The sequence below is a fragment of the Pseudomonas gessardii genome (genome assembly GCF_001983165.1).
Lineage (GTDB): Bacteria > Pseudomonadota > Gammaproteobacteria > Pseudomonadales > Pseudomonadaceae > Aquipseudomonas > Aquipseudomonas gessardii.
On sequence record NZ_MNPU01000029.1, the window covers coordinates 29,289 to 50,616 of the forward strand.

At 63.2% G+C, this 21,328-nt stretch carries 22 protein-coding genes; 11 read left to right on the plus strand and 11 right to left on the minus strand.

All coding sequences use genetic code 11. The features are described 5' to 3' along the window. The first annotated feature begins 66 nt into the window (after positions 1–66). The 9 genes from gcl to BLL38_RS19195 all read left to right on the plus strand — a co-directional run bounded on the left by gcl (position 67) and on the right by BLL38_RS19195 (position 10,953). Entirely contained in the window at positions 67–1,842 is a 1,776-nt protein-coding gene (gcl, locus tag BLL38_RS19155; protein ID WP_076963929.1) for a glyoxylate carboligase, read from the plus strand. 11 nt (positions 1,843–1,853) lie between these two features. Next, positions 1,854–2,636 carry a hydroxypyruvate isomerase gene (hyi, locus tag BLL38_RS19160; RefSeq protein ID WP_076963930.1) on the plus strand — a complete coding sequence of 261 codons (783 nt, stop codon included), beginning with the start codon at positions 1,854–1,856 and terminating at the stop codon, positions 2,634–2,636. Positions 2,637–2,807: 171 nt separating this feature from the next. Next, on the plus strand, positions 2,808–3,698 hold the full coding sequence (locus BLL38_RS19165) for a 2-hydroxy-3-oxopropionate reductase (RefSeq protein WP_076963931.1): 891 nt from the start codon (positions 2,808–2,810) through the stop codon (positions 3,696–3,698). A 177-nt stretch (positions 3,699–3,875) separates the two neighbouring features. Beyond that, positions 3,876–5,156 carry a glycerate kinase type-2 family protein gene (locus BLL38_RS19170; RefSeq protein WP_076963932.1) on the plus strand — a complete coding sequence of 427 codons (1,281 nt, stop codon included), beginning with the start codon at positions 3,876–3,878 and terminating at the stop codon, positions 5,154–5,156. After that, positions 5,146–6,561 (plus strand): pyruvate kinase, encoded by a 1,416-nt coding sequence (gene pyk, locus BLL38_RS19175; protein ID WP_076963933.1) that lies wholly within the window; start codon positions 5,146–5,148, stop codon positions 6,559–6,561. The genes BLL38_RS19170 and pyk overlap by 11 nt, the downstream gene beginning before the upstream one ends. A 120-nt stretch (positions 6,562–6,681) precedes the next feature. Continuing rightward, positions 6,682–7,557, plus strand: coding sequence for an urea transporter (locus BLL38_RS19180; RefSeq protein WP_076963934.1), 876 nt, complete (start codon positions 6,682–6,684; stop codon positions 7,555–7,557). A gap of 31 nt (positions 7,558–7,588) precedes the next feature. Further along, entirely contained in the window at positions 7,589–8,413 is an 825-nt protein-coding gene (locus BLL38_RS19185; RefSeq protein WP_076963935.1) for an ion transporter, read from the plus strand. Between the two features lie 93 nt (positions 8,414–8,506). Beyond that, on the plus strand, positions 8,507–9,511 hold the full coding sequence (locus tag BLL38_RS19190; RefSeq protein WP_038447044.1) for a sulfate ABC transporter substrate-binding protein: 1,005 nt from the start codon (positions 8,507–8,509) through the stop codon (positions 9,509–9,511). Between the two features lie 245 nt (positions 9,512–9,756). After that, on the plus strand, positions 9,757–10,953 hold the full coding sequence (locus BLL38_RS19195) for an MFS transporter (protein WP_038447042.1): 1,197 nt from the start codon (positions 9,757–9,759) through the stop codon (positions 10,951–10,953). Positions 10,954–10,955: 2 nt separating this feature from the next. On the opposite strand, the gene phnN is transcribed toward BLL38_RS19195, so the two are convergent. From phnN to ccmA, 11 genes are all read right to left on the minus strand, one after another. Then, entirely contained in the window at positions 10,956–11,531 is a 576-nt protein-coding gene (gene phnN / locus BLL38_RS19200) for a phosphonate metabolism protein/1,5-bisphosphokinase (PRPP-forming) PhnN (protein WP_038447035.1), read from the minus strand. A gap of 244 nt (positions 11,532–11,775) precedes the next feature. After that, positions 11,776–12,171: a lipoprotein gene (locus tag BLL38_RS19205; protein ID WP_038447033.1), complete on the minus strand. Its 396-nt coding sequence runs from the start codon at positions 12,169–12,171 to the stop codon at positions 11,776–11,778. Positions 12,172–12,187: 16 nt separating this feature from the next. After that, a complete protein-coding gene (gene ccmI / locus BLL38_RS19210) occupies positions 12,188–13,381 on the minus strand; it encodes a c-type cytochrome biogenesis protein CcmI (RefSeq protein ID WP_038447032.1) in 1,194 nt (397 codons plus the stop codon). Beyond that, positions 13,374–13,847 carry a cytochrome c-type biogenesis protein gene (locus BLL38_RS19215; protein ID WP_038447030.1) on the minus strand — a complete coding sequence of 158 codons (474 nt, stop codon included), beginning with the start codon at positions 13,845–13,847 and terminating at the stop codon, positions 13,374–13,376. Before BLL38_RS19215 ends, ccmI begins: the two co-directional genes overlap by 8 nt. Beyond that, the gene (locus tag BLL38_RS19220; protein ID WP_038447028.1) at positions 13,844–14,380 is read right to left on the minus strand and encodes a DsbE family thiol:disulfide interchange protein; all 537 of its coding nucleotides are present in this window, start codon (positions 14,378–14,380) and stop codon (positions 13,844–13,846) included. The genes BLL38_RS19215 and BLL38_RS19220 overlap by 4 nt, the downstream gene beginning before the upstream one ends. Next, positions 14,377–16,365: a heme lyase CcmF/NrfE family subunit gene (locus BLL38_RS19225; protein WP_038447026.1), complete on the minus strand. Its 1,989-nt coding sequence runs from the start codon at positions 16,363–16,365 to the stop codon at positions 14,377–14,379. The genes BLL38_RS19220 and BLL38_RS19225 overlap by 4 nt, the downstream gene beginning before the upstream one ends. A gap of 3 nt (positions 16,366–16,368) precedes the next feature. Continuing rightward, positions 16,369–16,824: a cytochrome c maturation protein CcmE gene (gene ccmE / locus BLL38_RS19230; protein ID WP_038447024.1), complete on the minus strand. Its 456-nt coding sequence runs from the start codon at positions 16,822–16,824 to the stop codon at positions 16,369–16,371. Further along, complete coding sequence (gene ccmD, locus BLL38_RS19235) at positions 16,821–16,997, minus strand: heme exporter protein CcmD (RefSeq protein ID WP_029292593.1); 177 nt, start codon at positions 16,995–16,997, stop codon at positions 16,821–16,823. The genes ccmE and ccmD overlap by 4 nt, the downstream gene beginning before the upstream one ends. Continuing rightward, positions 16,994–17,749 (minus strand): heme ABC transporter permease, encoded by a 756-nt coding sequence (locus BLL38_RS19240; RefSeq protein WP_038447022.1) that lies wholly within the window; start codon positions 17,747–17,749, stop codon positions 16,994–16,996. The genes ccmD and BLL38_RS19240 overlap by 4 nt, the downstream gene beginning before the upstream one ends. Positions 17,750–17,834: 85 nt before the next feature. Beyond that, entirely contained in the window at positions 17,835–18,503 is a 669-nt protein-coding gene (gene ccmB, locus BLL38_RS19245) for a heme exporter protein CcmB (protein WP_038447020.1), read from the minus strand. Then, positions 18,500–19,135: a cytochrome c biogenesis heme-transporting ATPase CcmA gene (ccmA, locus tag BLL38_RS19250; protein WP_038447018.1), complete on the minus strand. Its 636-nt coding sequence runs from the start codon at positions 19,133–19,135 to the stop codon at positions 18,500–18,502. Before ccmA ends, ccmB begins: the two co-directional genes overlap by 4 nt. A gap of 197 nt (positions 19,136–19,332) precedes the next feature. Here ccmA and fliK point away from each other — a divergent pair, with 197 nt between their 5' ends. After that, a complete protein-coding gene (gene fliK / locus BLL38_RS19255) occupies positions 19,333–20,904 on the plus strand; it encodes a flagellar hook-length control protein FliK (RefSeq protein WP_038448194.1) in 1,572 nt (523 codons plus the stop codon). Then, complete coding sequence (locus BLL38_RS19260) at positions 20,901–21,230, plus strand: EscU/YscU/HrcU family type III secretion system export apparatus switch protein (RefSeq protein ID WP_038447016.1); 330 nt, start codon at positions 20,901–20,903, stop codon at positions 21,228–21,230. The genes fliK and BLL38_RS19260 overlap by 4 nt, the downstream gene beginning before the upstream one ends. The last annotated feature ends 98 nt before the right edge of the window (positions 21,231–21,328 follow it).

A 21,328-nucleotide genomic window follows, 5' to 3' on the forward strand; every position in this document is an offset into this window, starting at 1 on the left:
GCCGTGAATACACTTTGAAGCAACACCACTTGTATACAATTACAAAACGCAAGAGGCACCAAAACCATGAGCAAAATGAGAGCAATCGAAGCCGCCGTTCTGGTGATGCGCCGTGAGGGTGTAGACACCGCCTTCGGTATCCCGGGCGCCGCGATCAACCCGTTGTATTCGGCCCTGCAAAAGGTCGGTGGCATCGATCACGTCCTCGCTCGCCACGTGGAAGGCGCTTCGCACATGGCCGAGGGGTATACCCGCACCAAGGCCGGCAATATCGGCGTGTGCATCGGCACTTCGGGCCCGGCGGGCACCGATATGGTCACCGGGTTGTACAGCGCCTCGGCCGACTCGATCCCGATCCTGTGCATCACCGGGCAAGCACCCCGCGCCCGGATGCACAAGGAAGACTTCCAGGCCGTGGACATCACCAGCATCGTCAAGCCGGTGACCAAATGGGCAACCACCGTGCTGGAGCCTGGCCAGGTGCCGTATGCGTTCCAGAAAGCCTTCTATGAAATGCGCTCCGGCCGCCCCGGCCCAGTGCTGATCGACTTGCCATTCGACGTGCAGATGGCCGAGATCGAGTTCGACATCGACGCCTACCAGCCACTGCCATTGGCCAAGCCCCTGGCCACGCGCATCCAGGTCGAGAAAGCCCTGGCCATGCTCGATCAGGCCGAGCGCCCGTTGCTGGTCAGCGGTGGTGGCGTGATCAATGCCGACGCCAGCGAACTGCTGGTGGAATTCGCCGAACTAACCGGGATCCCGGTGATCCCGACCCTGATGGGCTGGGGCACCATCCCCGACGATCACCCGCTGATGGTGGGCATGGTCGGCCTGCAAACCTCGCACCGTTACGGCAACGCTACGATGCTCAAGTCGGACGTGGTGCTGGGCATCGGCAACCGCTGGGCCAACCGCCATACTGGTTCGGTAGAGGTGTACACCGAGGGGCGCACGTTCATTCACGTTGACATCGAGCCGACACAGATCGGTCGCGTGTTTACCCCGGACCTGGGCATCGTGTCCGACGCCGGCGCGGCGCTGACGATGTTTATCGAAGTGGCCCGCGAGTGGAAAGCCGCCGGCAAGCTCAAGGACCGCAGCGCCTGGCTGCATGATTGCCAACAGCGCAAAGCCACCCTGCACCGCAAGACTCACTTCGACAACGTACCGGTCAAGCCGCAACGGGTGTACGAAGAGATGAACCAGGTGTTCGGCAAAGACACCTGCTACGTCAGCACCATCGGCCTGTCGCAGATTGCCGGCGCGCAGTTCCTGCACGTCTACAAGCCACGCCACTGGATCAACTGCGGCCAGGCCGGCCCGTTGGGCTGGACCATCCCCGCGGCGCTGGGCGTGGTCAAGGCCGACCCAAGCCGCAAGGTGGTGGCGCTGTCCGGCGACTATGATTTCCAGTTCATGATCGAAGAGCTGGCCGTGGGCGCGCAGTTCAAGCTGCCGTATATCCACGTGGTGGTGAACAACTCCTACCTGGGGCTGATCCGCCAGGCCCAGCGCGGGTTTGATATGGACTACTGTGTGCAGTTGTCTTTCGACAACCTCAACGCCCCGGAACTCAACGGTTATGGCGTCGACCACGTCGCCGTCGCCGAAGGCCTGGGGTGCAAGGCCCTGCGGGTGTTCGAGCCGGGCCAGATCCAGCCGGCGCTGCGCAAGGCCCAGGCAATGATCGAAGAATTCAAGGTGCCGGTGATTGTCGAGATTATTCTGGAGCGCGTGACCAATATTTCCATGGGCACCGAGATCAACGCCGTCAACGAATTTGAAGATCTGGCACTGGTGGGCAACGACGCACCGACTGCCATTTCATTGCTCGATTAAGGAGAACCCCCATGCCGCGTTTTGCCGCCAACCTGTCCATGCTGTTTACCGAACAGGACTTTCTCGCCCGCTTCAAGGCCGCCGCCGATGCCGGTTTCAGTGGGGTGGAATACCTGTTTCCCTACGAGTTCAGCTCCGCCGAAATCAAGGCGCAACTCGACGCCCACGGCTTGACCCAAGTGCTGTTCAACCTGCCGGCCGGTGACTGGGCCAGCGGCGAGCGCGGCCTGGCCTGCCACCCGGACCGGGTCGAGGAGTTCCGCGCCGGGGTCAACCTGGCCATTGCCTACGCCCAGGTGCTGGGCAATACCCAGGTCAACTGCCTGGCCGGGATTCGCCCGGCCGGCGTGGATGACGCCACCCTGGAAAAAACCTTCGTCGCCAACCTCAAGTACGCGGCCGACAAGCTGCAGGCGGTGGGCATCAAGCTGGTGATGGAAGCGATCAACACCCGTGACATTCCCGGCTTCTACCTGAACAACACGGCGCAGGCCCTGGCGATTCGCGAACAGGTGGGCAGCGCCAACCTGTTCCTGCAATACGACATCTACCACATGCAAATCATGGAAGGCGACCTGGCGCGCACCATGGCCACGCACCTGGAGCAAATCAACCATATCCAGCTGGCGGACAACCCTGGGCGCAACGAGCCGGGCACCGGTGAGATCAACTACCGGTTCCTGTTCGAGCATCTGGATCGTATTGGCTACCAGGGGTGGGTCGGCTGTGAGTACAAGCCATTGACCACGACCGAGGCCGGCCTGGGTTGGCTCAAGACCCATAACGCGATCTAAGCCACACCACACAACCCCATGTGGGAGCGGGCTTGCTCGCGATGGTCTGACATTCAACATTTATGTCGGCTGACACACCGCTATCGCGAGCAAGCCCGCTCCCACATTTAGATCTCCTGTGTCTGGCAAACCGCGCCAGACCTGCACAACGAATAAAAAGAGGATTTCTCCATGGCTAAAATCGGCTTTATCGGCACCGGCATCATGGGCCAACCCATGGCCGCCAACCTGCAGAAAGCAGGCCACCAACTGTTCCTCTCCGAGCACCATGGCAAGGCGCCCGCCGAGCTGGTCGCCGCCGGTGCCGTGGCCCTGGCCAACCCGCAGCAAGTGGCTCAGGAAGCGGAGTTCATTATCGTCATGGTGCCCGACACCCCCCAGGTCGATGACGTGCTGTTCCGCGCCGACGGTGTGGCTGCCGGCCTGTCGCCGAACAAAGTGGTGATCGACATGAGTTCGATCTCGCCCACCGCCACCAAGGCCTTTGCCGCCAAGATCAACGCCACCGGCGCGCAGTACCTCGACGCCCCGGTATCGGGCGGTGAAGTCGGCGCCAAGGCCGGGACCCTGAGCATTATGGTCGGTGGCCAGCCGCAGACCTTCGAGCGCGCGTTGGCGCTGTTCCAGAGCCTGGGCAAGAACATCACCCTGGTGGGTGGCAATGGCGATGGCCAGACCGCCAAGGTGGCGAACCAGATCATCGTCGCCCTGAACATCCAGGCGGTGGCCGAGGCGCTGCTGTTCGCCGCGAAAAACGGCGCCGATCCGGCCAAGGTCCGCGAAGCGCTGATGGGTGGCTTTGCTTCGTCGAAAATCCTCGAAGTGCATGGCGAGCGGATGATCAAGGGCACCTTCGACCCGGGTTTCCGCATCAACCTGCACCAGAAGGATCTGAACCTGGCCCTGGCCGGCGCCAAGGAACTGGGGATCAACCTGCCCAACACCGCCGGGACCCAGCAAGTGTTCAGCACCTGCACCGCGCTGGGTGGTGGCAACTGGGACCATTCAGGCCTGATCAAGGGGCTGGAGCATATGGCGAATTTCTCGATTCGCGATAAGTAAGCCACACCTGTCCCACGTTGAAATGCAGTCAACTGTGGGAGCGGGCTTGCTCGCGATAGCGGTCTATCAGTAACAGATGTATTGCCTGACACACCGCTATCGCGAGCAAGCCCCGCTCCCACATGGGTTCCTCATTCCAAGTCTCACATCCAATAACAAGAACCCGGGAGCCCGCTTATGTCGGTCGATCCGCAACACCTGCTTCGCGAGCTGTTTGCCACAGCCATCGACGCTGCCCACCCCCGGCAAGTCCTCGAACCTTATCTGCCCGCCGACCGCAGCGGCCGGGTGATCGTGATCGGCGCCGGCAAAGCCGCAGCCGCCATGGCCCTGGTCGTGGAAAACAGCTGGCAAGGCGAGGTTTCGGGCCTGGTGGTCACCCGCTACGGCCACGGCGCACCCTGCCAGAAAATCGAAGTGGTCGAAGCCGCGCACCCGGTGCCGGACGCCGCCGGCCAGGCCGTAGCCAAGCGCGTGCTGGAACTGATCAGCAACCTAAACGAAGATGACCGCGTGATCTTCCTCCTGTCCGGCGGCGGTTCGGCCCTGTTGGCGTTGCCGGCGGCGGGTATCAGCCTGGCCGACAAACAAGCCATCAACAAAGCCCTGCTCAAGTGCGGCGCGACCATCGGCGAGATGAATTGCGTGCGTAAGCACCTCTCGGCGATCAAGGGCGGGCGACTGGCCAAGGCCGCCTGGCCGGCCACGGTCTACACCTATGCGATTTCCGATGTGCCGGGCGACCAGGCCACAGTGATTGCCTCCGGCCCGACCGTGGGCGACCCGAGCACCTCGCAACAGGCCCTGGCAATTCTCAAGCGTTACCAGATCCAAGTACCGGGCTCGGTGCGCAGTTGGTTGCAGAACCCGGAGTCGGAGACCGTCAAACCCGGCGACCCGTGCCTTGCGCGCAGCCATTTCCAATTGATCGCGCGCCCCCAGCAATCCCTCGAAGCGGTGGCGGTGAAAGTGCGCCAGGCCGGTTTCAGCCCGCTGATCCTCGGCGACCTGGAAGGCGAAGCGCGGGATGTGGCCAAGGTCCACGCCGGCATTGCGCGGCAGATCGTGCTGCACGGCCAGCCGCTGGCGGCGCCCTGCGTGATCCTCTCTGGCGGCGAGACCACCGTGACCGTGCGCGGCCATGGCCGGGGCGGACGCAACGCCGAGTTTTTGCTGAGCCTGACCGACAGCCTCAAGGGCCTGCCCGGCGTCTACGCCCTGGCCGGCGACACCGACGGCATCGACGGCTCCGAAGACAACGCCGGGGCAATCATGACCCCCACCAGCTACGCCCGCGCCGAGGCCCTGGGCCTGTCGGCCAGCGATGAGCTGGACAACAACAATGGCTACGGCTATTTCGCGGCACTCGACGCGTTGATCGTCACCGAGCCGACCCGTACCAACGTCAATGACTTTCGTGCCATTTTGATACTTGAGACTGCTGCCCATGACGCCTGACAAGAAGGTCAAAATCCTCGCCACCCTGGGACCGGCCACCGACAGTATCGATGACATCCGTGAACTGGTGCAAGCCGGGGTAAATATCTTCCGCCTGAACTTCAGCCATGGCGAACACACCGACCATGCCCAACGCTACCAATGGATCCGCCAGGTCGAACGCCAGCTCAATTACCCGCTGGGGATCCTGATGGACCTGCAAGGGCCCAAGCTGCGGGTCGGGCGCTTCGCCGAAGGCAAGGTGCAACTGCTGCGCGGCCAGGCCTTGCGCCTGGACCTCGACCCCACGCCGGGCGACCAGCGGCGGGTCAACCTGCCCCACCCGGAAATCATCAAGGCCCTGGAACCCGGCATGGACCTGCTGCTGGACGACGGCAAGCTGCGCCTGCGGGTGATCACCAAGCACGCCGATGCGATCGACACCACGGTGCTAAATGGCGGCGAACTGTCCGACCGCAAAGGGGTGAATGTCCCACAAGCCTTGTTGGAGCTCAGCCCGCTGACCGCCAAGGACCGCCGCGACCTGAGCTTTGGCCTGGAACTGGGCGTGGACTGGGTGGCGCTGTCATTTGTGCAACGCCCCGAAGACATCCGCGAAGCCCGCGAGCTGATCGGCGACAAGGCATTCTTGATGGCCAAAATCGAAAAACCCTCGGCGGTGCGCCACCTGCAAGAAATCGCCGAGCTGAGCGATGCAATCATGGTCGCCAGAGGCGATCTGGGTGTGGAAGTGCCGGCCGAAAGCGTGCCGCAAATCCAGAAAGACATCATCAGCACCTGCCGCCAGTTGGGCAAACCGGTGGTGGTGGCCACGCAGATGCTTGAGTCCATGCGCTTCTCGCCGGCCCCGACCCGCGCCGAAGTCACGGACGTGGCCAATGCCGTGGCCGAGGGCGCCGATGCGGTGATGCTCTCGGCCGAGACCGCCTCCGGCGAATACCCGCTGGAAGCCGTGCAGATGATGAGCAAGATCATCCGCCAGGTGGAAAACGGCCCGGACTACCAGAGCCAACTGGATGTGAGCCGGCCCAAGGCCGAGGCCACGGTGTCCGATGCCATCAGCTGCGCGATCCGCCGGATCAGCAGCATCCTGCCGGTGGCGGTGCTGGTGAACTACAGCGAGTCGGGCAGCTCCAGCCTGCGCGCGGCGCGGGAACGGCCGGCGGTGCCGATCCTCAACCTCACACCCAACCTGTCCACTGCCCGGCGCCTGAGCGTGGCCTGGGGCGTGCATTCGGTGGTCAATGACCGCTTGCGCCAGGTGGACGAGGTGTGTTCCACGGCGCTGGAAATCGCCCAGGCCCAAGGCATGGCGCAGCGTGGGGATACGCTGTTGATCACGGCGGGGGTGCCGTTTGGGCAGCCGGGGTCGACCAACTCGCTGCGTATCGAGACGTTGATCTAGCGTCTGTTCGGGCCTTATCGCGGCAAGCCCACTCCCACATTTGACCCTGTTCGCAGAGCAAAATGTGGGAGCTGGCTTGTCTGCGATTAAGGATAACTCGGTCTCCCTGACTCCCTCACCATGCCCAACCCAACCTGCCCCGACTGGGCCGAAGCCCTGCTCAACGGCTTCAGCCAGATCTTCCTGCAACGCCACCCGTTGTGTGGCTTGCTCTGCCTGCTGGCGATCCTGATCTGCGCCCCGGCCCTGCTCGGCGGGGCGCTGCTGGGCGGGGTCGCCGGCTTGCTCACGGCCCAGCGCCGCGACTATCCCAAGGCCGAGCGCCAGGCCGGGCTCTACAGTTACAACGGTGTCTTGCTGGGGTTGCTGATCAGCCAACACTTTGCCTGGTCGCTGCTGTTGCCGCCGCTGATCCTGGCGTGTGGCGGCCTGAGTGCGATCCTGACCCGCCAATGGGTCAAGCGCATGGCCCATGGCGATGCCTTGCCCGCCTACACCGCACCTTTCGTCGGCATCGGCTGGTTGTTGCTCGGCACCGTCTCGCCTGCCACGTTGCCCCTCAGCACAGCGCACACCCTGGACTGGCTCAGTGCGCCGCTGACGGGCCTGGGGCAGGTCGTGCTGCTGGACCAACCGCTGGCCGGCCTGCTGATCGCCCTTGGCCTGCTGCTGGCCAGCCCTCGTGCAGCGCTGTGGGCCATGCTCGGCGCCTGTTGCGGCGTGGTCCTGGGCCTGCTGCTCGACGACCGCGCCGGCGCCCTGCTCGGCCTGCACAGCTATAACCCGGCGCTTGCCGCCCTGGCTCTGAGCCATTATCGGCGCCAACCCTGGCTGCCCTTGCTCGGGATTCTCCTGGCAGTCCTCCTCACCCCGGGCTTCGCCAGCCTGCACCTGGCGCCGCTGACCGCGCCGTTTATCCTGGCCTGCTGGCTGGTGCGCGCCACCCTGCGCCTGCGGCACAGGGCCAATATGGACAGCCCGCTTGAATCCCCCTAGGCTTCGCAGATCTTCGATTCAGGCGAACTTCATGGACAGCAACAACGACTGGCGCCAGCGGCTCTATGTGATGATCTTCCAGAGCGACACGGCAGCCGGGCGCCGCTTCGACGGCCTCCTGTTGCTGATCATCCTCGCCAGCCTGGTGGTCGTGATGCTCGACAGCATCGACCAAGTGCACCAGAACTACGCCAACGTGCTGGCCTATATCGAATGGGGCTTCACGCTGATCTTCCTCATCGAGTACGGCCTGCGCCTGTATTGCTCGCCCAAGCCGTTGCGCTACGCCTTCAGTTTCTATGGGCTGGTGGACTTGCTGGCGATCGTCCCCGGCATCCTTGCCCTGTACTACAGCGACGCCCAGTACCTGCTGATTATCCGCATCATCCGCATGCTGCGGATCTTCCGCGTGCTCAAGCTGAGCCCGTACCTCAAGCAAGCCAACTACTTGATGTCGGCGCTGCGCGGCAGCAAGCAGAAGATCGTGGTGTTCCTGGTCAGCGTCTGCACCCTGGTGACCGTGTTCGGCACCCTGATGTACGTGATCGAAGGCCCGGAGCATGGCTTTACCAGCATCCCCAAGGGCATCTACTGGGCCATCGTGACCCTGACCACCGTGGGTTTTGGCGATATCGTGCCCAAGACCCCGCTGGGCCAGGTGATTTCGTCGCTGGTGATGATCACCGGTTACTCGATCATCGCCGTGCCCACCGGGATCTTTACCGCCGAGCTGGCCCACGCCATGCGCGGTGAGCAACTGCAACACGATTGCCCGGTATGCAAGAAAAACAGCCACGAACCCAACGCGGCCTTCTGTTCACGTTGCGGCAACGGGCTCTATCCGAAAGTGGAATAAGCAAAGTTCTTTTTAATCTTTAAGCGTCTATGTCGCCCCGGCTATAGTCGTGGGCTATAAGCCACTACCTTCTCGAACAACAAGGAATGAGCAGTGAAAAAACTCGTTAGCGCTTCTCTCCTGGCCGCCGGCCTTGCCCTGTCTGTCGGCGCCCAGGCCGCCTCGACCACCCTGCTCAACGTCTCCTATGACGTGATGCGCGACTTCTACAAGGATTACAACGCCGCGTTCCAGAAGCACTGGCAAGCCGAGCACCCGGACGACAAGCTGACCTTGCAGATGTCCTTCGGCGGCTCCAGCAAACAGGCACGCTCGGTCATCGATGGCCTGCCGGCTGACGTGATCACCATGAACATGGCCACCGATATCAACGCCCTGGCGGACAACGGCAAACTGGTGCCGGACAACTGGGTCACCCGCCTGCCAAACAACAGCGCGCCGTTTACTTCCGCCACGGTGTTTATCGTGCGCAAGGGCAACCCCAAGGCCCTGAAAGACTGGCCGGACCTGCTCAAGGACGGTGTGCAGGTGATCGTCCCCAACCCCAAGACCTCCGGTAACGGGCGCTACACCTACCTGTCGGCCTGGGGCTATGTCCTGAAGAACGGCGGCGATGAAAACAAGGCCAAGGATTTTGTCGGCAAGCTGTTCAAGCAAGCACCGGTGCTCGATACCGGTGGCCGTGCCGCCACCACCACCTTCATGACCAACCAGATCGGTGACGTGCTGGTGACCTTTGAGAACGAAGCAGAAATGATTGCCCGTGAATTCGGCCGTGATCAGTTCGAGGTGGTCTACCCAAGCGTCTCTGCCGAAGCCGAACCGCCGGTGTCGGTCGTCGACAAAGTGGTCGATAAAAAAGGCACCCGTGCCGTGGCCGATGACTACCTGAAATACCTGTGGTCGGCAGAAGGCCAGGAAATCGCGGCCAACAACTACCTGCGCCCACGGGACCCGAAGGTACTGGCCAAGTACACCGACCGCTTCCCGAAAGTCGACTTCCTGTCGGTGGAGAAGACCTTTGGTGACTGGCGCACCGTGCAGAAGACCCACTTCAATGATGGCGGGGTGTTCGACCAGATCTACAACGGCCAGTAACTGAATGTGGGAGCTGGCTTGTGTGGGAGCGGGCTTGCTCGCGAAGGGGGTGTATCAGTCAAAAACTATTTGTCTGACCCACCGCATTCGCGAGCAAGCCCGCTCCCACACAAGCCCGCTCCCACATTGGCTTGCGCGCAAGGCATCAATGCCAGACATGACCGAAATTATTAGTAACACTCTACTCCGTCCCCAGCCGACCCTTTACCCTGCACATCCTCCTTCCCCGCTCTAACGAGAACACCATGACCGCTACCCCGCCCGCGACCGCCACCCTGACCCGTGGCATGGTGCTGCTGTTCGCGTTCTGCTGCGGCGCCATTGTCGCCAACATCTACTACGCGCAACCGATCATTGAACTGATCGCCCCGGATATCGGCCTGACGCCCACCATGGCCAGCCTGATCGTGTCCCTGACCCAGATCGGCTATGCCCTGGGCCTGTTCTTCCTGGTGCCGCTGGGTGACCTGTTGGAAAATCGCCGGCTGATGATCACCACCACCGTGGTTGCCATCGCCAGCCTGCTGGGCGCGGCATTTACCGAGCAGCCGAACCTTTTCCTGCTGGTGTCGTTGCTGATCGGCTTCAGCTCGGTGTCCGTGCAGATCCTGATTCCCCTGGCCGCGCACCTGGCGCCCGCCGAATCCCGTGGCCGGGTGGTCGGCAGCATCATGGGTGGCCTGTTGCTGGGCATCCTGCTGGCGCGTCCGGTGTCCAGCCTGGTGGCGGACCACTTCGGCTGGCGCGCGATGTTCATGGCGGCGGCGGCGATGATGGCCCTGATCAGCCTGGTACTGCTGTTGACCGTGCCCAAGCGCCAGCCAGATCACAGCGCCAGCTATGGCCAGTTGCTGCGTTCCCTGGGCACGCTGCTGCGCGAGCAACCTCTGTTGCGGCAACGGGCGTTCTACCAAGGCTGCCTGTTTGCCTCCTTCAGCCTGTTCTGGACCGCCGTGCCCCTGGAACTGTCGCGTAACCACGGCCTGAGCCAAAGTGAGATTGCACTGTTTGCCCTGGTCGGTGCCCTCGGTGCCATGGCTGCCCCTATCAGCGGGCGCCTGGCCGATGCCGGCCATACTTACCGCGCTTCACTGCTGGCGATGCTGTTTGCCGCACTGAGTTTCCTGCCGGCGTTTATCCACCCGCTCTACAGCGTGATTGGCCTGGCGGTGACCGGTGTGGTCCTGGACTTCTGCGTGCAGATGAACATGGTCCTCGGCCAGCGGACCATCTACGCCCTCGATGCCCACAGCCGCAGCCGCTTGAACGCGCTGTACATGACCAGCATTTTTATCGGCGGCGCCTTCGGCTCGGCGATTGCCAGCAGTGTGTACGAACATGGCGGCTGGCTGGGCGTGATTGCCGTCGGCAGCCTGTTCCCGCTGGTGGCGCTGGTGCGGTTCTTGAGTGTGTCCAGGGTATCTTCACCAGTAAGCGTCTGACGTCAGCACGCTCTGGATCCTGCCGACTGCCCGTCGCCCAGGCCTCCGAGCAACTGCTCAACGGTGCGCGCCAATGGCCCGGAGTTGTCCAGCAGGAACACCCCTGGCGCGGCCTTCAGGCTTTCGCTGAACTGTGCATTGCGCGCCAGGCGCGCGTCTATTTCCACCTCCGACTCACGGCCCCGCGCCAGCAAGCGCTGGCGCAACACTGCCTGGTCCACGGTCAGCAGCACCACCTGTAGCGTTGGATAACGCGCGCGGGTCTGCGCCAGGTGGCCACGAGAGCCGTTGACCAACACATCGTCGCCGGCCGCCAGCCAGTCGTCGATCTGCCGTGGAATGCCATAAGACAGGCCATTGGCATGCCAGCTCAAAGCAAAGGCGCCTTCGGCCACCAGCGCAGCGAACTGTGCGGGGCTTACGCCCTGGGCGGCCTCGCCCACCGCTTCTGCCGACCGGGTGATGACCCGCCGCACAATGCGGCAGCCGCGCTCGGCCAATGGCACCCGCGCCGCCTCCAACAGGCTGTCCTTGCCCGAACCCGATGGCCCGATGAGATAGATCAACCTGCCCGCCATCAAAACACCCTCTTGGCTTGTCGCCAGACTTGTTGGACCACCAACTGCATGCAGCGGGGCCACTGGAAAGTACATCCAGCCATCCGCGAGCATCTTGAAGGCTCCCGGCTCCAGCCTCAAGCAAGTACTGGCGCTGCTGCACCGCAGTAGTGACGGATAAACCCGCTCCTACAGTTGATCTGCGTTGATTGGGCAGCAGTGTTTTCAGCAACCATGAAAAAGGCGACCCGAAGGTCGCCTTGTGTCATTGCGCATACTGCTTGCTCAACCCCGGCGGCACGCCCTGCACATTGGTTTCTTCCCATGGCCCGTTGGGGCTGATGGAGCGGCTCCAGCCGTTGCTCCAGCGGTAGTAGGTACGCTGGCGGTAGAAGGTGTCCGGTTGTTCGTCCAGCACGTACACCTGCATCTTGCCGTCCCAGTGGCTGGCAGCGCCAGGCGGCGGGGCGAAGGTCGGGGACTTGCTGGGCAGGGCCTTCGGCGGCGCGGTGACCGGGCCGCTGGGTTTGCTGCTCGGCTGGGTCGATGGGCCCGACGGTGGGATGGTCGGGCCCGTAGGGGCAGGAGGTGGCCGATGAACCGCGCAAGCGCTCAAGCCCAATACCAGGCTGAGCAGGGTGATACGAGCGATGGCGGTCATGGGGGGTTCCTCGAAATTATGGATCCGGGCTGTCGATGGTCAACTGCTGGGTCGCCGTGGTACTGCTGGCCAGGGGTTGACTGCGGCCAATCCACTCGCCGGCAGTCGGTTGACCGGCCCGTGAGATGCGCGCAACCAGTTGGACTTCGGGAAAGTTGGACAGTTTCAACTGCGGCATCATCGCGTCGGCATCGCCCAGTTCGACGGTCACCGGCAGGTCGGCCACGGTCACGCGCTTGGCAGCCAGTGGCGCCGCCGGGCCGGAAACGGCACGGGCGAAGATGAATACGCTGTCAGTCGGCAGCGCCTTGGCTTTGACGTCGGCCGCGAGGTCCACACGCACGCTCATCACGGCAGTCTTGACGGTCGGGGCGACGGCACCTCCCCCCTCCTTCAACTTCTCTGCCGCACGATCGATACCGCCTTGCAGCGCTGCGCGGGAGCTGTCCTGCTCCGGCAGTTGGGCCAACAGGCGGTTCCAGTAATCGATGGCGTCCTGGTAACGCTGGCCTTCAAAGGCGGCGATGCCCAGCAGGCCGAGGCTGGTGACTTCTTTGGGGTCAAGCTTCAGTGCTTCGTCGGTCAGGGCCTGAAGCTGGGGCGACCACTGTTTGTTGTTGGCAAAGTACTGTGCCTGGGCCCACTGCCCCAGCAATTCTGGCTGACGGCCGGCCAGGGCCACGGCGCGCTCAAAGACCTTGGCCGCGTCGGCCGAACGGTCCTGGGCCATGTAGGCGCGCCCCAGGAAGTACAGGCCTTCGGCCGAGTCCGGTTGCGCCGCAGCAGCCCGTTCCAGACGCTGGGTCATGTCTGCAAGGGAGACCGGCGGCTGGGCGAATTCGCGGGTCAGTTCCACCTTGTCGATGGCGCCGTAATGCAGGTACAGCGCCAGGCCCAGTACGGGCACCAACACCGCTGCCAGTAGTGGCAATGGCTTGCCCAGGCGCGATTCGCGGGGTTTTTCCACGCCTTCGGTATCCGCCAACAGTTCCCGGGCAGCTTCGGCGCGGCCGGTGTCGAGTTGTGCCGCGTTAAGCACGCCTTCGTTTTGTTGGGTTTGCAGTTCGGCGACACGTTCCTGATACAACGCGACGTTCAGCGCGGTGCGGTCTTCTTCACGTTGGGCGCGACGCACGCGCAGCACCGGGATCAACAGGAAACTCAAGGCAACCAGGAGCAGCAGGCCAGCTGCGAGCCAGAAATCAATCATCAGTTTTTTTGTCCAGCAGTTGGTCGAGGCGTTGGCGCTCTTGGGGAGACAGTGCGTCAAAGCCATCGGTAGGCGCCGCGCGACGACGGCGGACGATCATGGCCATGACCACCAGGCCACCCAGCAACAGGGCGGCGGGGCCAAACCAGAGCAAGGCGGTCTTGCCGGTCAGCGCCGGCTTGTAGCGGACAAAGTCACCGTAGCGATCCACCATGAAGTCGATGATCTGCTGATTGTCCTTGCCCTCGCCCAGCATGCGAAAAATCTCTTTGCGCAGGTCGGCGGCAATCGGCGCATTGGAGTCGGCAATGTCCTGGTTCTGGCACTTGGGGCAGCGCAGTTCCTTGGTCAGCTCGCGAAAACGCTCGCGGTCGCTATCCCGGGCGAACTCATAGGTGTCGATGGCAGCCTGGGCCAGGCCCACCAGGCCCAGGGCCAATACTGCGGCGCTCAACCAGCGCTTCATGGCTTGGCCTCATCCACCAGGGCCTGGTACTTGGCCGCCAGTTGCTCGCGCCAGACCACTTCGTCGATCACGCCGACGAACTTGTCGCGAATCACACCCTTGGCGTCGATAAAGAAGGTTTCCGGGGCACCGTAGACGCCCAGGTTCAGGCCCAGGTTGCCGTCTTCATCACGTACATCCAACTGGTACGGGTTGTGGAATTCGGCCAGCCACTTCAAGGCCGCCGCATTGTCGTCCTTGTAGTTGATGCCGTAGATCACCACGCCATTCTCGGCCAGCTTGTTCAGCACCGGATGTTCCACGCGGCACGAGATGCACCAGGTGGCCCACACGTTGACCAGGGCCGGCTTGCCGATCAGGTCGGCCTGGGTCAGGGTCTTGTCGCCCTGCACCGTCGGCAGCGAGAACGCCGGGAACGGCTTGCCGATCATCGCCGACGGCAGCTCGGCCGGGTCCAGGTACAGGCCCCGGTACAAAAACACCGCGACCACCAGAAACACCGCCAGCGGCAATACCATCAACCCACGCTTCATACCGCCGCTCCTTGCATGCCGAGGGCTTCACGCACCCGGCTCTTGACCTTGACCCGGTAACGCCGGTCCATCGCTGCCAGCAACCCGCCGAAACCGGTCAACAGGCCGCCGAACCAGATCCAGCGCACGAACGGCTTGACGTGCACGCGCACAGCCCAGGCGCCGTCACCCAACGGTTCACCCAGCGCCACGTAAAGGTCACGGGTGAACCCGGCGTCGATCCCGGCTTCGGTCATCATCGAGCTCTGGACGGTGTACAGGCGTTTTTCCGGGTGCAGCACGGCGATTTGCTTGCCGTTGCGCACCACGCGCACGGTGCCTTTGTCGGAAGTGAAGTTCGGGCCTTCGAAGTGCTTGGCGCCTTCAAAGACAAACTGGTAGCCGGCCAGGTCCATGGACTCGCCAGGGGCCAGGCGCAGGTCGCGCTCGGCGCTGTTCTGGCTGGACAACACCACGCCCAGGGCGCACACGGCGATGCCGATATGGGCGATCTGCATGCCCCAGTAGCTGCGGGTCAGGGTCGGCAGGCCCTTGATCAGGCCTTTGTGCCGGGTCTTGTCGACGATATCGCGCACGCCGGCCAGCAACACCCAGGCCGCGAGCATAAAGGTGGCGAGCACTGCCCAGTTGAAGTCGCCGTAGGCAATCCCGGCAATCACCGACAAGGCGGCACTGCCCAGCAGCACCGGGGTCAGCATGCCCAGCAGCCATTTGACCGGGGTATCTTTCCAGCGCACCAGCACGCCAATGGCCATCACCACCATCAGTAGGCCCATCAGCGGGATGAACAAGGCGTTGAAATAGGGCGGGCCGACCGAAAGCTTGGCGCCGGTCAGGGCATCGAGTACCAGCGGATACAAGGTGCCCAGCAGGATCATCGAGGCGGCGACCACCAGTACCAGGTTGTTGCCCAGCAGCAGGGTTTCCCGCGACCACAGGTTAAAGCCCACTTGGCTCTTGACCACCGGCGCGCGCAGGGCGAACAGGGTCAGCGAGCCGCCCACCACACACAGCAGGAAGATCAGGATAAACACGCCGCGCTCAGGGTCGGCAGCGAACGCATGCACCGAGGTCAGCACGCCGGAACGCACAAGGAAGGTGCCCAGCAGGCTCAGGGAGAAGGCGGCGATGGCCAGCAACACGGTCCAGCTCTTGAACACGCCACGTTTTTCCGTGACGGCCAGGGAGTGGATCAGCGCCGTGCCCACCAGCCAGGGCATGAAGGAGGCGTTTTCCACCGGGTCCCAGAACCACCAGCCGCCCCAGCCGAGTTCGTAGTAGGCCCACCACGAGCCCAGGGTGATGCCAATGCCGAGGAAGGCCCAGGCGACAATGGTCCATGGCCGCGACCAGCGCGCCCAGGCCGCATCGAGACGCCCACCGAGCAAGGCGGCGATGGCAAAGGCGAAGGCCACGGAAAAACCGACATAGCCCATGTACAGCATCGGCGGGTGGACGATCAGGCCGATGTCCTGCAGCAACGGGTTGAGGTCGCGACCGTCCACGGGGATCTGCGGCAGAATCCGCTCGAACGGGTTGGAGGTCATGATCAGGAACAGCAGGAAACCGATGCTGATCATGCCCATCACCGCCAGCACCCGCGCCAGCATCACTTGCGGCAACTGCCGGGAGAACACCGACACGGCAAAGGTCCAACCGCCGAGGATCAGGGCCCACAACAGCAGGGAGCCCTCGTGGGCACCCCAGACGGCGCTGAACTTGTAGTACCAGGGCAAGGCGCTGTTGGAGTTGCTGGCAACATAGGCAACGGAAAAGTCATCGATCATGAAGGCATAGGTCAGGCAACCGAAGGCGAACGCCAGGAACGCGAACTGGCCCCAGGCCGCTGGCTGCGCCAGGCTCATCCACAAGCGATCGCCGCGCCAGGCGCCCAGCAGCGGCACGATGGCCTGGACGATGGCAAAGCACAGGGCAAGGATCATCGCCAGCTGGCCCAACTCGGGAACAAACAATGTAGAGGTCATCGCTTAACCTTCCTTGGCTGGGGTTGGCGCGGATTGGCCGCTTTCTTTCAGGGCCTTGGTCACTTCCGGCGGCATGTATTTTTCATCGTGCTTGGCCAGCACTTCATCGGCCACGACCACGCCCTGGGCGTTGAGCTTGCCGAGGGCAACGATGCCCTGCCCTTCGCGGAACAGGTCCGGGAGGATGCCGCGGTAGGCGATGGTCACGGATTTGTTGAAGTCGGTGACCACGAAGGTCACGTCCAGGGAGTCGCCGGAGCGCTTGAGGGAACCGGCCTCGACCATGCCGCCGGCCCGGATGCGCGTGTCTTGCGGCGCCTCGCCGTTGGCGATCTGGGTCGGGGTATAGAACAGGTTGATGTTCTGCTGCAAGGCACTCAAGGCCAGGCCCACGGCAACGCCGACGCCCACCAGGATGGCAAGGATGATCAACAGACGCTTTCTACGCAGCGGATTCACTTATCGGTCTCCCGGCGCAGACGACGCGCCTCTTGTTGCAGGTAACGCTTGCGGGCCAGGATCGGCGCAACAACGTTCAGGGCCAGGACGGCCAGGCTGATGCCATAGGCGGTCCAGACGTACAGGCCGTGGTGGCCCATGGCGAGAAAATCACTGAAAGAGGCGAAACTCATCCACGGGCTCCCAGGCTGTTTTGCACTTCGACCTTGACCCAGCTGGCGCGGGCTTCACGCTTGAGCACTTCGAGGCGCATGCGCATCAGCAGCACCGCGCCGAAGAAGCAATAGAACCCCAGGACCATCAGCAGCAGCGGCGCCCACATTTCCACGGGCATTGCCGGCTTTTCGGTGAGGGTGAAGGTGGCGCCCTGGTGCAGGGTGTTCCACCACTCCACCGAGTATTTGATGATCGGGATATTGATCACGCCGACAATCGCCAGCACCGCACAGGCCTTGGCGGCGCTGTCACGATTGCTGATCGCGTTGCCCAGGGCAATCAGACCGAAGTACAGGAACAGCAGGATCAGCATGGACGTTAATCGCGCATCCCAGACCCACCACGCCCCCCAGGTCGGCTTGCCCCAGATTGCTCCGGTCAGCAGCGCTACGGCCGTCATCCATGCACCGATGGGCGCTGCGCATTGCAGGGCGACATCGGCCAGCTTCATCTTCCACACCAGCCCGACGACGCCGCACACCGCCAGCATCACGTAGCAGGACTGGGCCAGCAGCGCGGCGGGAACATGGATATAGATAATGCGAAAGCTGTTGCCTTGCTGATAGTCCGGCGGTGCGAAGGCCAGGCCCCAGACCAGGCCGATGCCGATCAGCAGGAAGGCGGCGGCGGCCAGCCAGGGCAGCATCTTGCCGCTGATGCCATAGAACCACTTGGGCGAGCCGAGCTTGTGAAACCAGGTCCAGTTCATTGCTGTTTCCATCACGGTTGCTTCTTGTCGTGGCAAGAAGCTTAGGGTCTTTACTGACTCAGTGAAAACACTGGATCAGACCTCATTATTCGCCGACGCTGATCTTCAGGCCGGCCGCTATAGCAAAGGGTGTCAGGGTTACCGCCAGGGCGGTCAGGCTGCCAAGCCACAAGAGGTAACCGGTCGCCGGCATGCCCATGAGCGCGGCTTGCAAGGCACCGCTGCCCAGGATCAACACCGGGATATACAAAGGCAAAATCAGCAAGGCCAGCAACAGCCCCCCACGCTTGAGGCCCACGGTCAGCGCTGCGCCCACGGCCCCCAGCAGGCTCAGCACCGGGGTGCCCAGCAACAACGAGGCCAGCAACACGGGCAGGCATTCAAAAGGCAGGCCCAACATCATTGCCAGCAACGGCGCGAGCAGGACCAGCGCCAGGCCGGAAAAGGCCCAGTGTGCCAGTACCTTGGCCAGTACCAGAAGAGGCAGGGGGTGCGACGAAAGGACCCACTGCTCAAGGGAACCATCTTCAAAATCACTGCGAAACAGCCCGTCCAGCGAGAGCAGGACGGACAAAAGTGCCGCTACCCACACCAGTCCCGGAGACAAGGTTTGCAACAGTTTAGTCTCGGGACCAACCGCCAAAGGGAACAACGCGATGACAATGGCGAAGAACACCAGCGGGTTGGCCAACTCGGCCGGGCGACGGCACAGCAAACGGGCCTCACGGGCCACCAACAAGGCAAACACACTCATACCGACCACCGCCCCAGGTCCAGGTCACGGTAACCGGCGGGCAGGCGGGTCAAGGTGTGATGGGTGGTGAGGACCACCATGCCGCCCTGCTCACAGTGCCGGGCCAGGTGTTCTTCGAGCTGCGCCACCCCCTGTTTGTCGAGGGCGGTGAAGGGTTCGTCGAGGATCCACAGCGGCGGTCCATCCAGATACAGGCGGGCCAGGGCCACCCGACGTTGCTGGCCGGCCGACAGGGTATGGCAGGGAACGTCTTCGAAGCCCTTCAGGCCCACGGCGGCCAGGGCCTGCCAGATAGACTCGCGCGTGGCCCGGTGATGCAGGGCGCTGAGCCAGCTGAGGTTTTCTTCAGCCGTCAGCACATCCTTGATCCCGGCAGCGTGGCCGATCCACACCAGGTTGCGCGCCAGCTCCGTGCGTTGTTCGTGCAGCGGCTTGCCATTGAGGCGTACCTGCCCCGCCGTCGGCTGCATCAGGCCGGCCAGCAGGCGCAGAAGACTGGTCTTGCCACTGCCGTTGGGCCCACTGATCTGCACCATATCGCCGCCCGCCAGACGCAGTTCGAGGTGTTCGAACAGCATCCGCAGGTCTCGCTCACAGGCAAGCGCAACGGCTTCAAGTAGTGGACTGGTCACAAGATCGCGGGCCTTTACGGTTCAAGTCGGCGGTGGAGCGGCCGTTAAAGAGATGCACAATAACTGCATTGGCGGCCTGTTTTAGAGAGCTGGATCAATCAGTTGTGATGTTTTTGACCCGCTCTTTGCAGACGGGCGGCATTATACATGCGATGTCCTACTCTAAAGAGGGCAATTTCCTTGAGACCGCGGCCACGATGACCGGTGACATCAACCTACCGACCCTCCCCCCACTACCAGCCACCGGGCCCAGGCCTGCGCCTGCGGTGGGAGAACTGCTGAAACTGCTGGAGCCTCAGGCAGGGTTGATCGACGCCGGCAAAACCGTGAACGCCGAGGTGCTTGCGCTCAAGCAAGGCGGTGAAGCCTTTCAGCTGTTGCTCAAGCTGACCCTCGACGGTGGCCGGCAAACCCTGGTGCAGGCTGCGAGCAGCCAGCCGCTGCCCCTGGGCAGCAACGTCGCGGTGAGCCAGACGGCGTCGGGAGACCTGGCGATCAGCCTGCAACAGGCCCTCAGCGCCAATGTCGCCGCCCTGACCCGCATCGACACCACCCAATTGCCCGTGGGCACCTTGTTGCAAGCCAAGGTGCTGACCTCGCAGATGCTGCCCCAGGGCGCCGGGCAGCCGGCGCTGTACCGCTCGCTGGTAGCGGTGCTCAATAACGCCCTGAGCGGCACCACCCTGAGCCTGGAAAGCCCGCAGCCGCTGCGCGTCGGCAGCTTGCTCAGTGCCGTGGTGCAGGGCGCGCAGACCCTGGATTTCGTGCCCCTGAGCGGGCTGCGCGATCAACTGGCAGTCAGCCAGCAACTGGCCGCCCAGCAAAGCCGCCAGGGCTCGCTGGAAGGCCTGCTCACGGCCTTGAAAAACGTGCCCAATGACACCTCGGCGCAGTTGCGCGCCGCCGTCGACCGCCTGCTTGCCGGGCTGCCGGATGTGGCGCAGGTCAGCAATCCCAAGGTGCTGGCGCAGTTGCTGTACAACAGCGGCGTGTTCCTCGAAGCCAAGCTGCTGGCCGGGCAAAACCCGCAAGTGCCGCCGCTGGACATGAAAGGCAGCCTGCTGCGCCTGGTCAACGAATTGCTACCCGCCCTGCCCGCCAGCACCAACCTCAACGCGATCCTGGCCGCCAATACCCTGGCGCAGATGCTGCCCAGCTTTGTCCGCAGCCCACTGGGTACCCTCGGCCAGGTGAGTGCACGCACCACGCCGGGCGGCTTCCCGTTGCCCGAGCGCCTGCTGCAGCGCCTGGACGGTGAAAACAGCCTGGAAAACCTGCTGCGCCTGGCCGCCGGCGCCATCTCGCGCCTGCAGAGCCATCAACTGTCGAGCCTGGAACAAACCGGCACCACCGCCGACGGTCGCCTGCAAACCACCTGGCAACTGGAAATCCCCATGCGTACCTTGCAGGACATCGTGCCCTTGCAGGTCAAGTTCCAGCGTGAGGAGCCGGCGCCGGACAAGGACGAGCCAGAACGCAAGATCGAACGCGACGCCAAGAAGATGCTGTGGCGCGTGGAACTGGCCTTCGACATGGAGCCCCTGGGCCCGCTGCAGGTCCAGGCACAACTGAGCCAGGGCAAACTCTCCAGCCAGCTGTGGGCCACCCGCCCGTTTACCGCCAGCCTGATCGAAAGCCACCTGGGCAGCCTGCGTGAGCGCCTGGTGTCGTCGGGCCTCAATGTCGGCGACCTCGACTGCCACCTCGGCACCCCGCCCCGGGGGCCCAAGACCGGGCTGGAACAACGCTGGGTGGATGAAACCGCATGAAGACCCCCAACCCACCACGCCAGGCCATCGCCCTCAAATACGACGGCAAAGCCGCCCCCGCCCTGACTGCCAAAGGCGATGAGGCCCTGGCCGAAGCCATCCTGAAACTGGCGCGCGAACATGAAGTGCCGATTTATGAAAATGCCGAATTGGTGAAGTTGCTCGCGCGCATGGAGTTGGGCGACAGCATCCCTGAAGAGTTGTACCGCACCATCGCTGAGATCATTGCGTTCGCCTGGACGCTGAAGGGCAAATTCCCGGTGGGATATGACCCGGATGCAGGGCCGGTGGAGCGGGATGTGACAGATCGCGGGGATGATTACTGAAGTCTGAGCTGTCGGTATCGCGAGTCAGATTTCAAGCAAAAGGCGCCCTGCAAACGGCACATTACTCGTTCTGCAAGCTCGTTAATTAGGTACCCCCA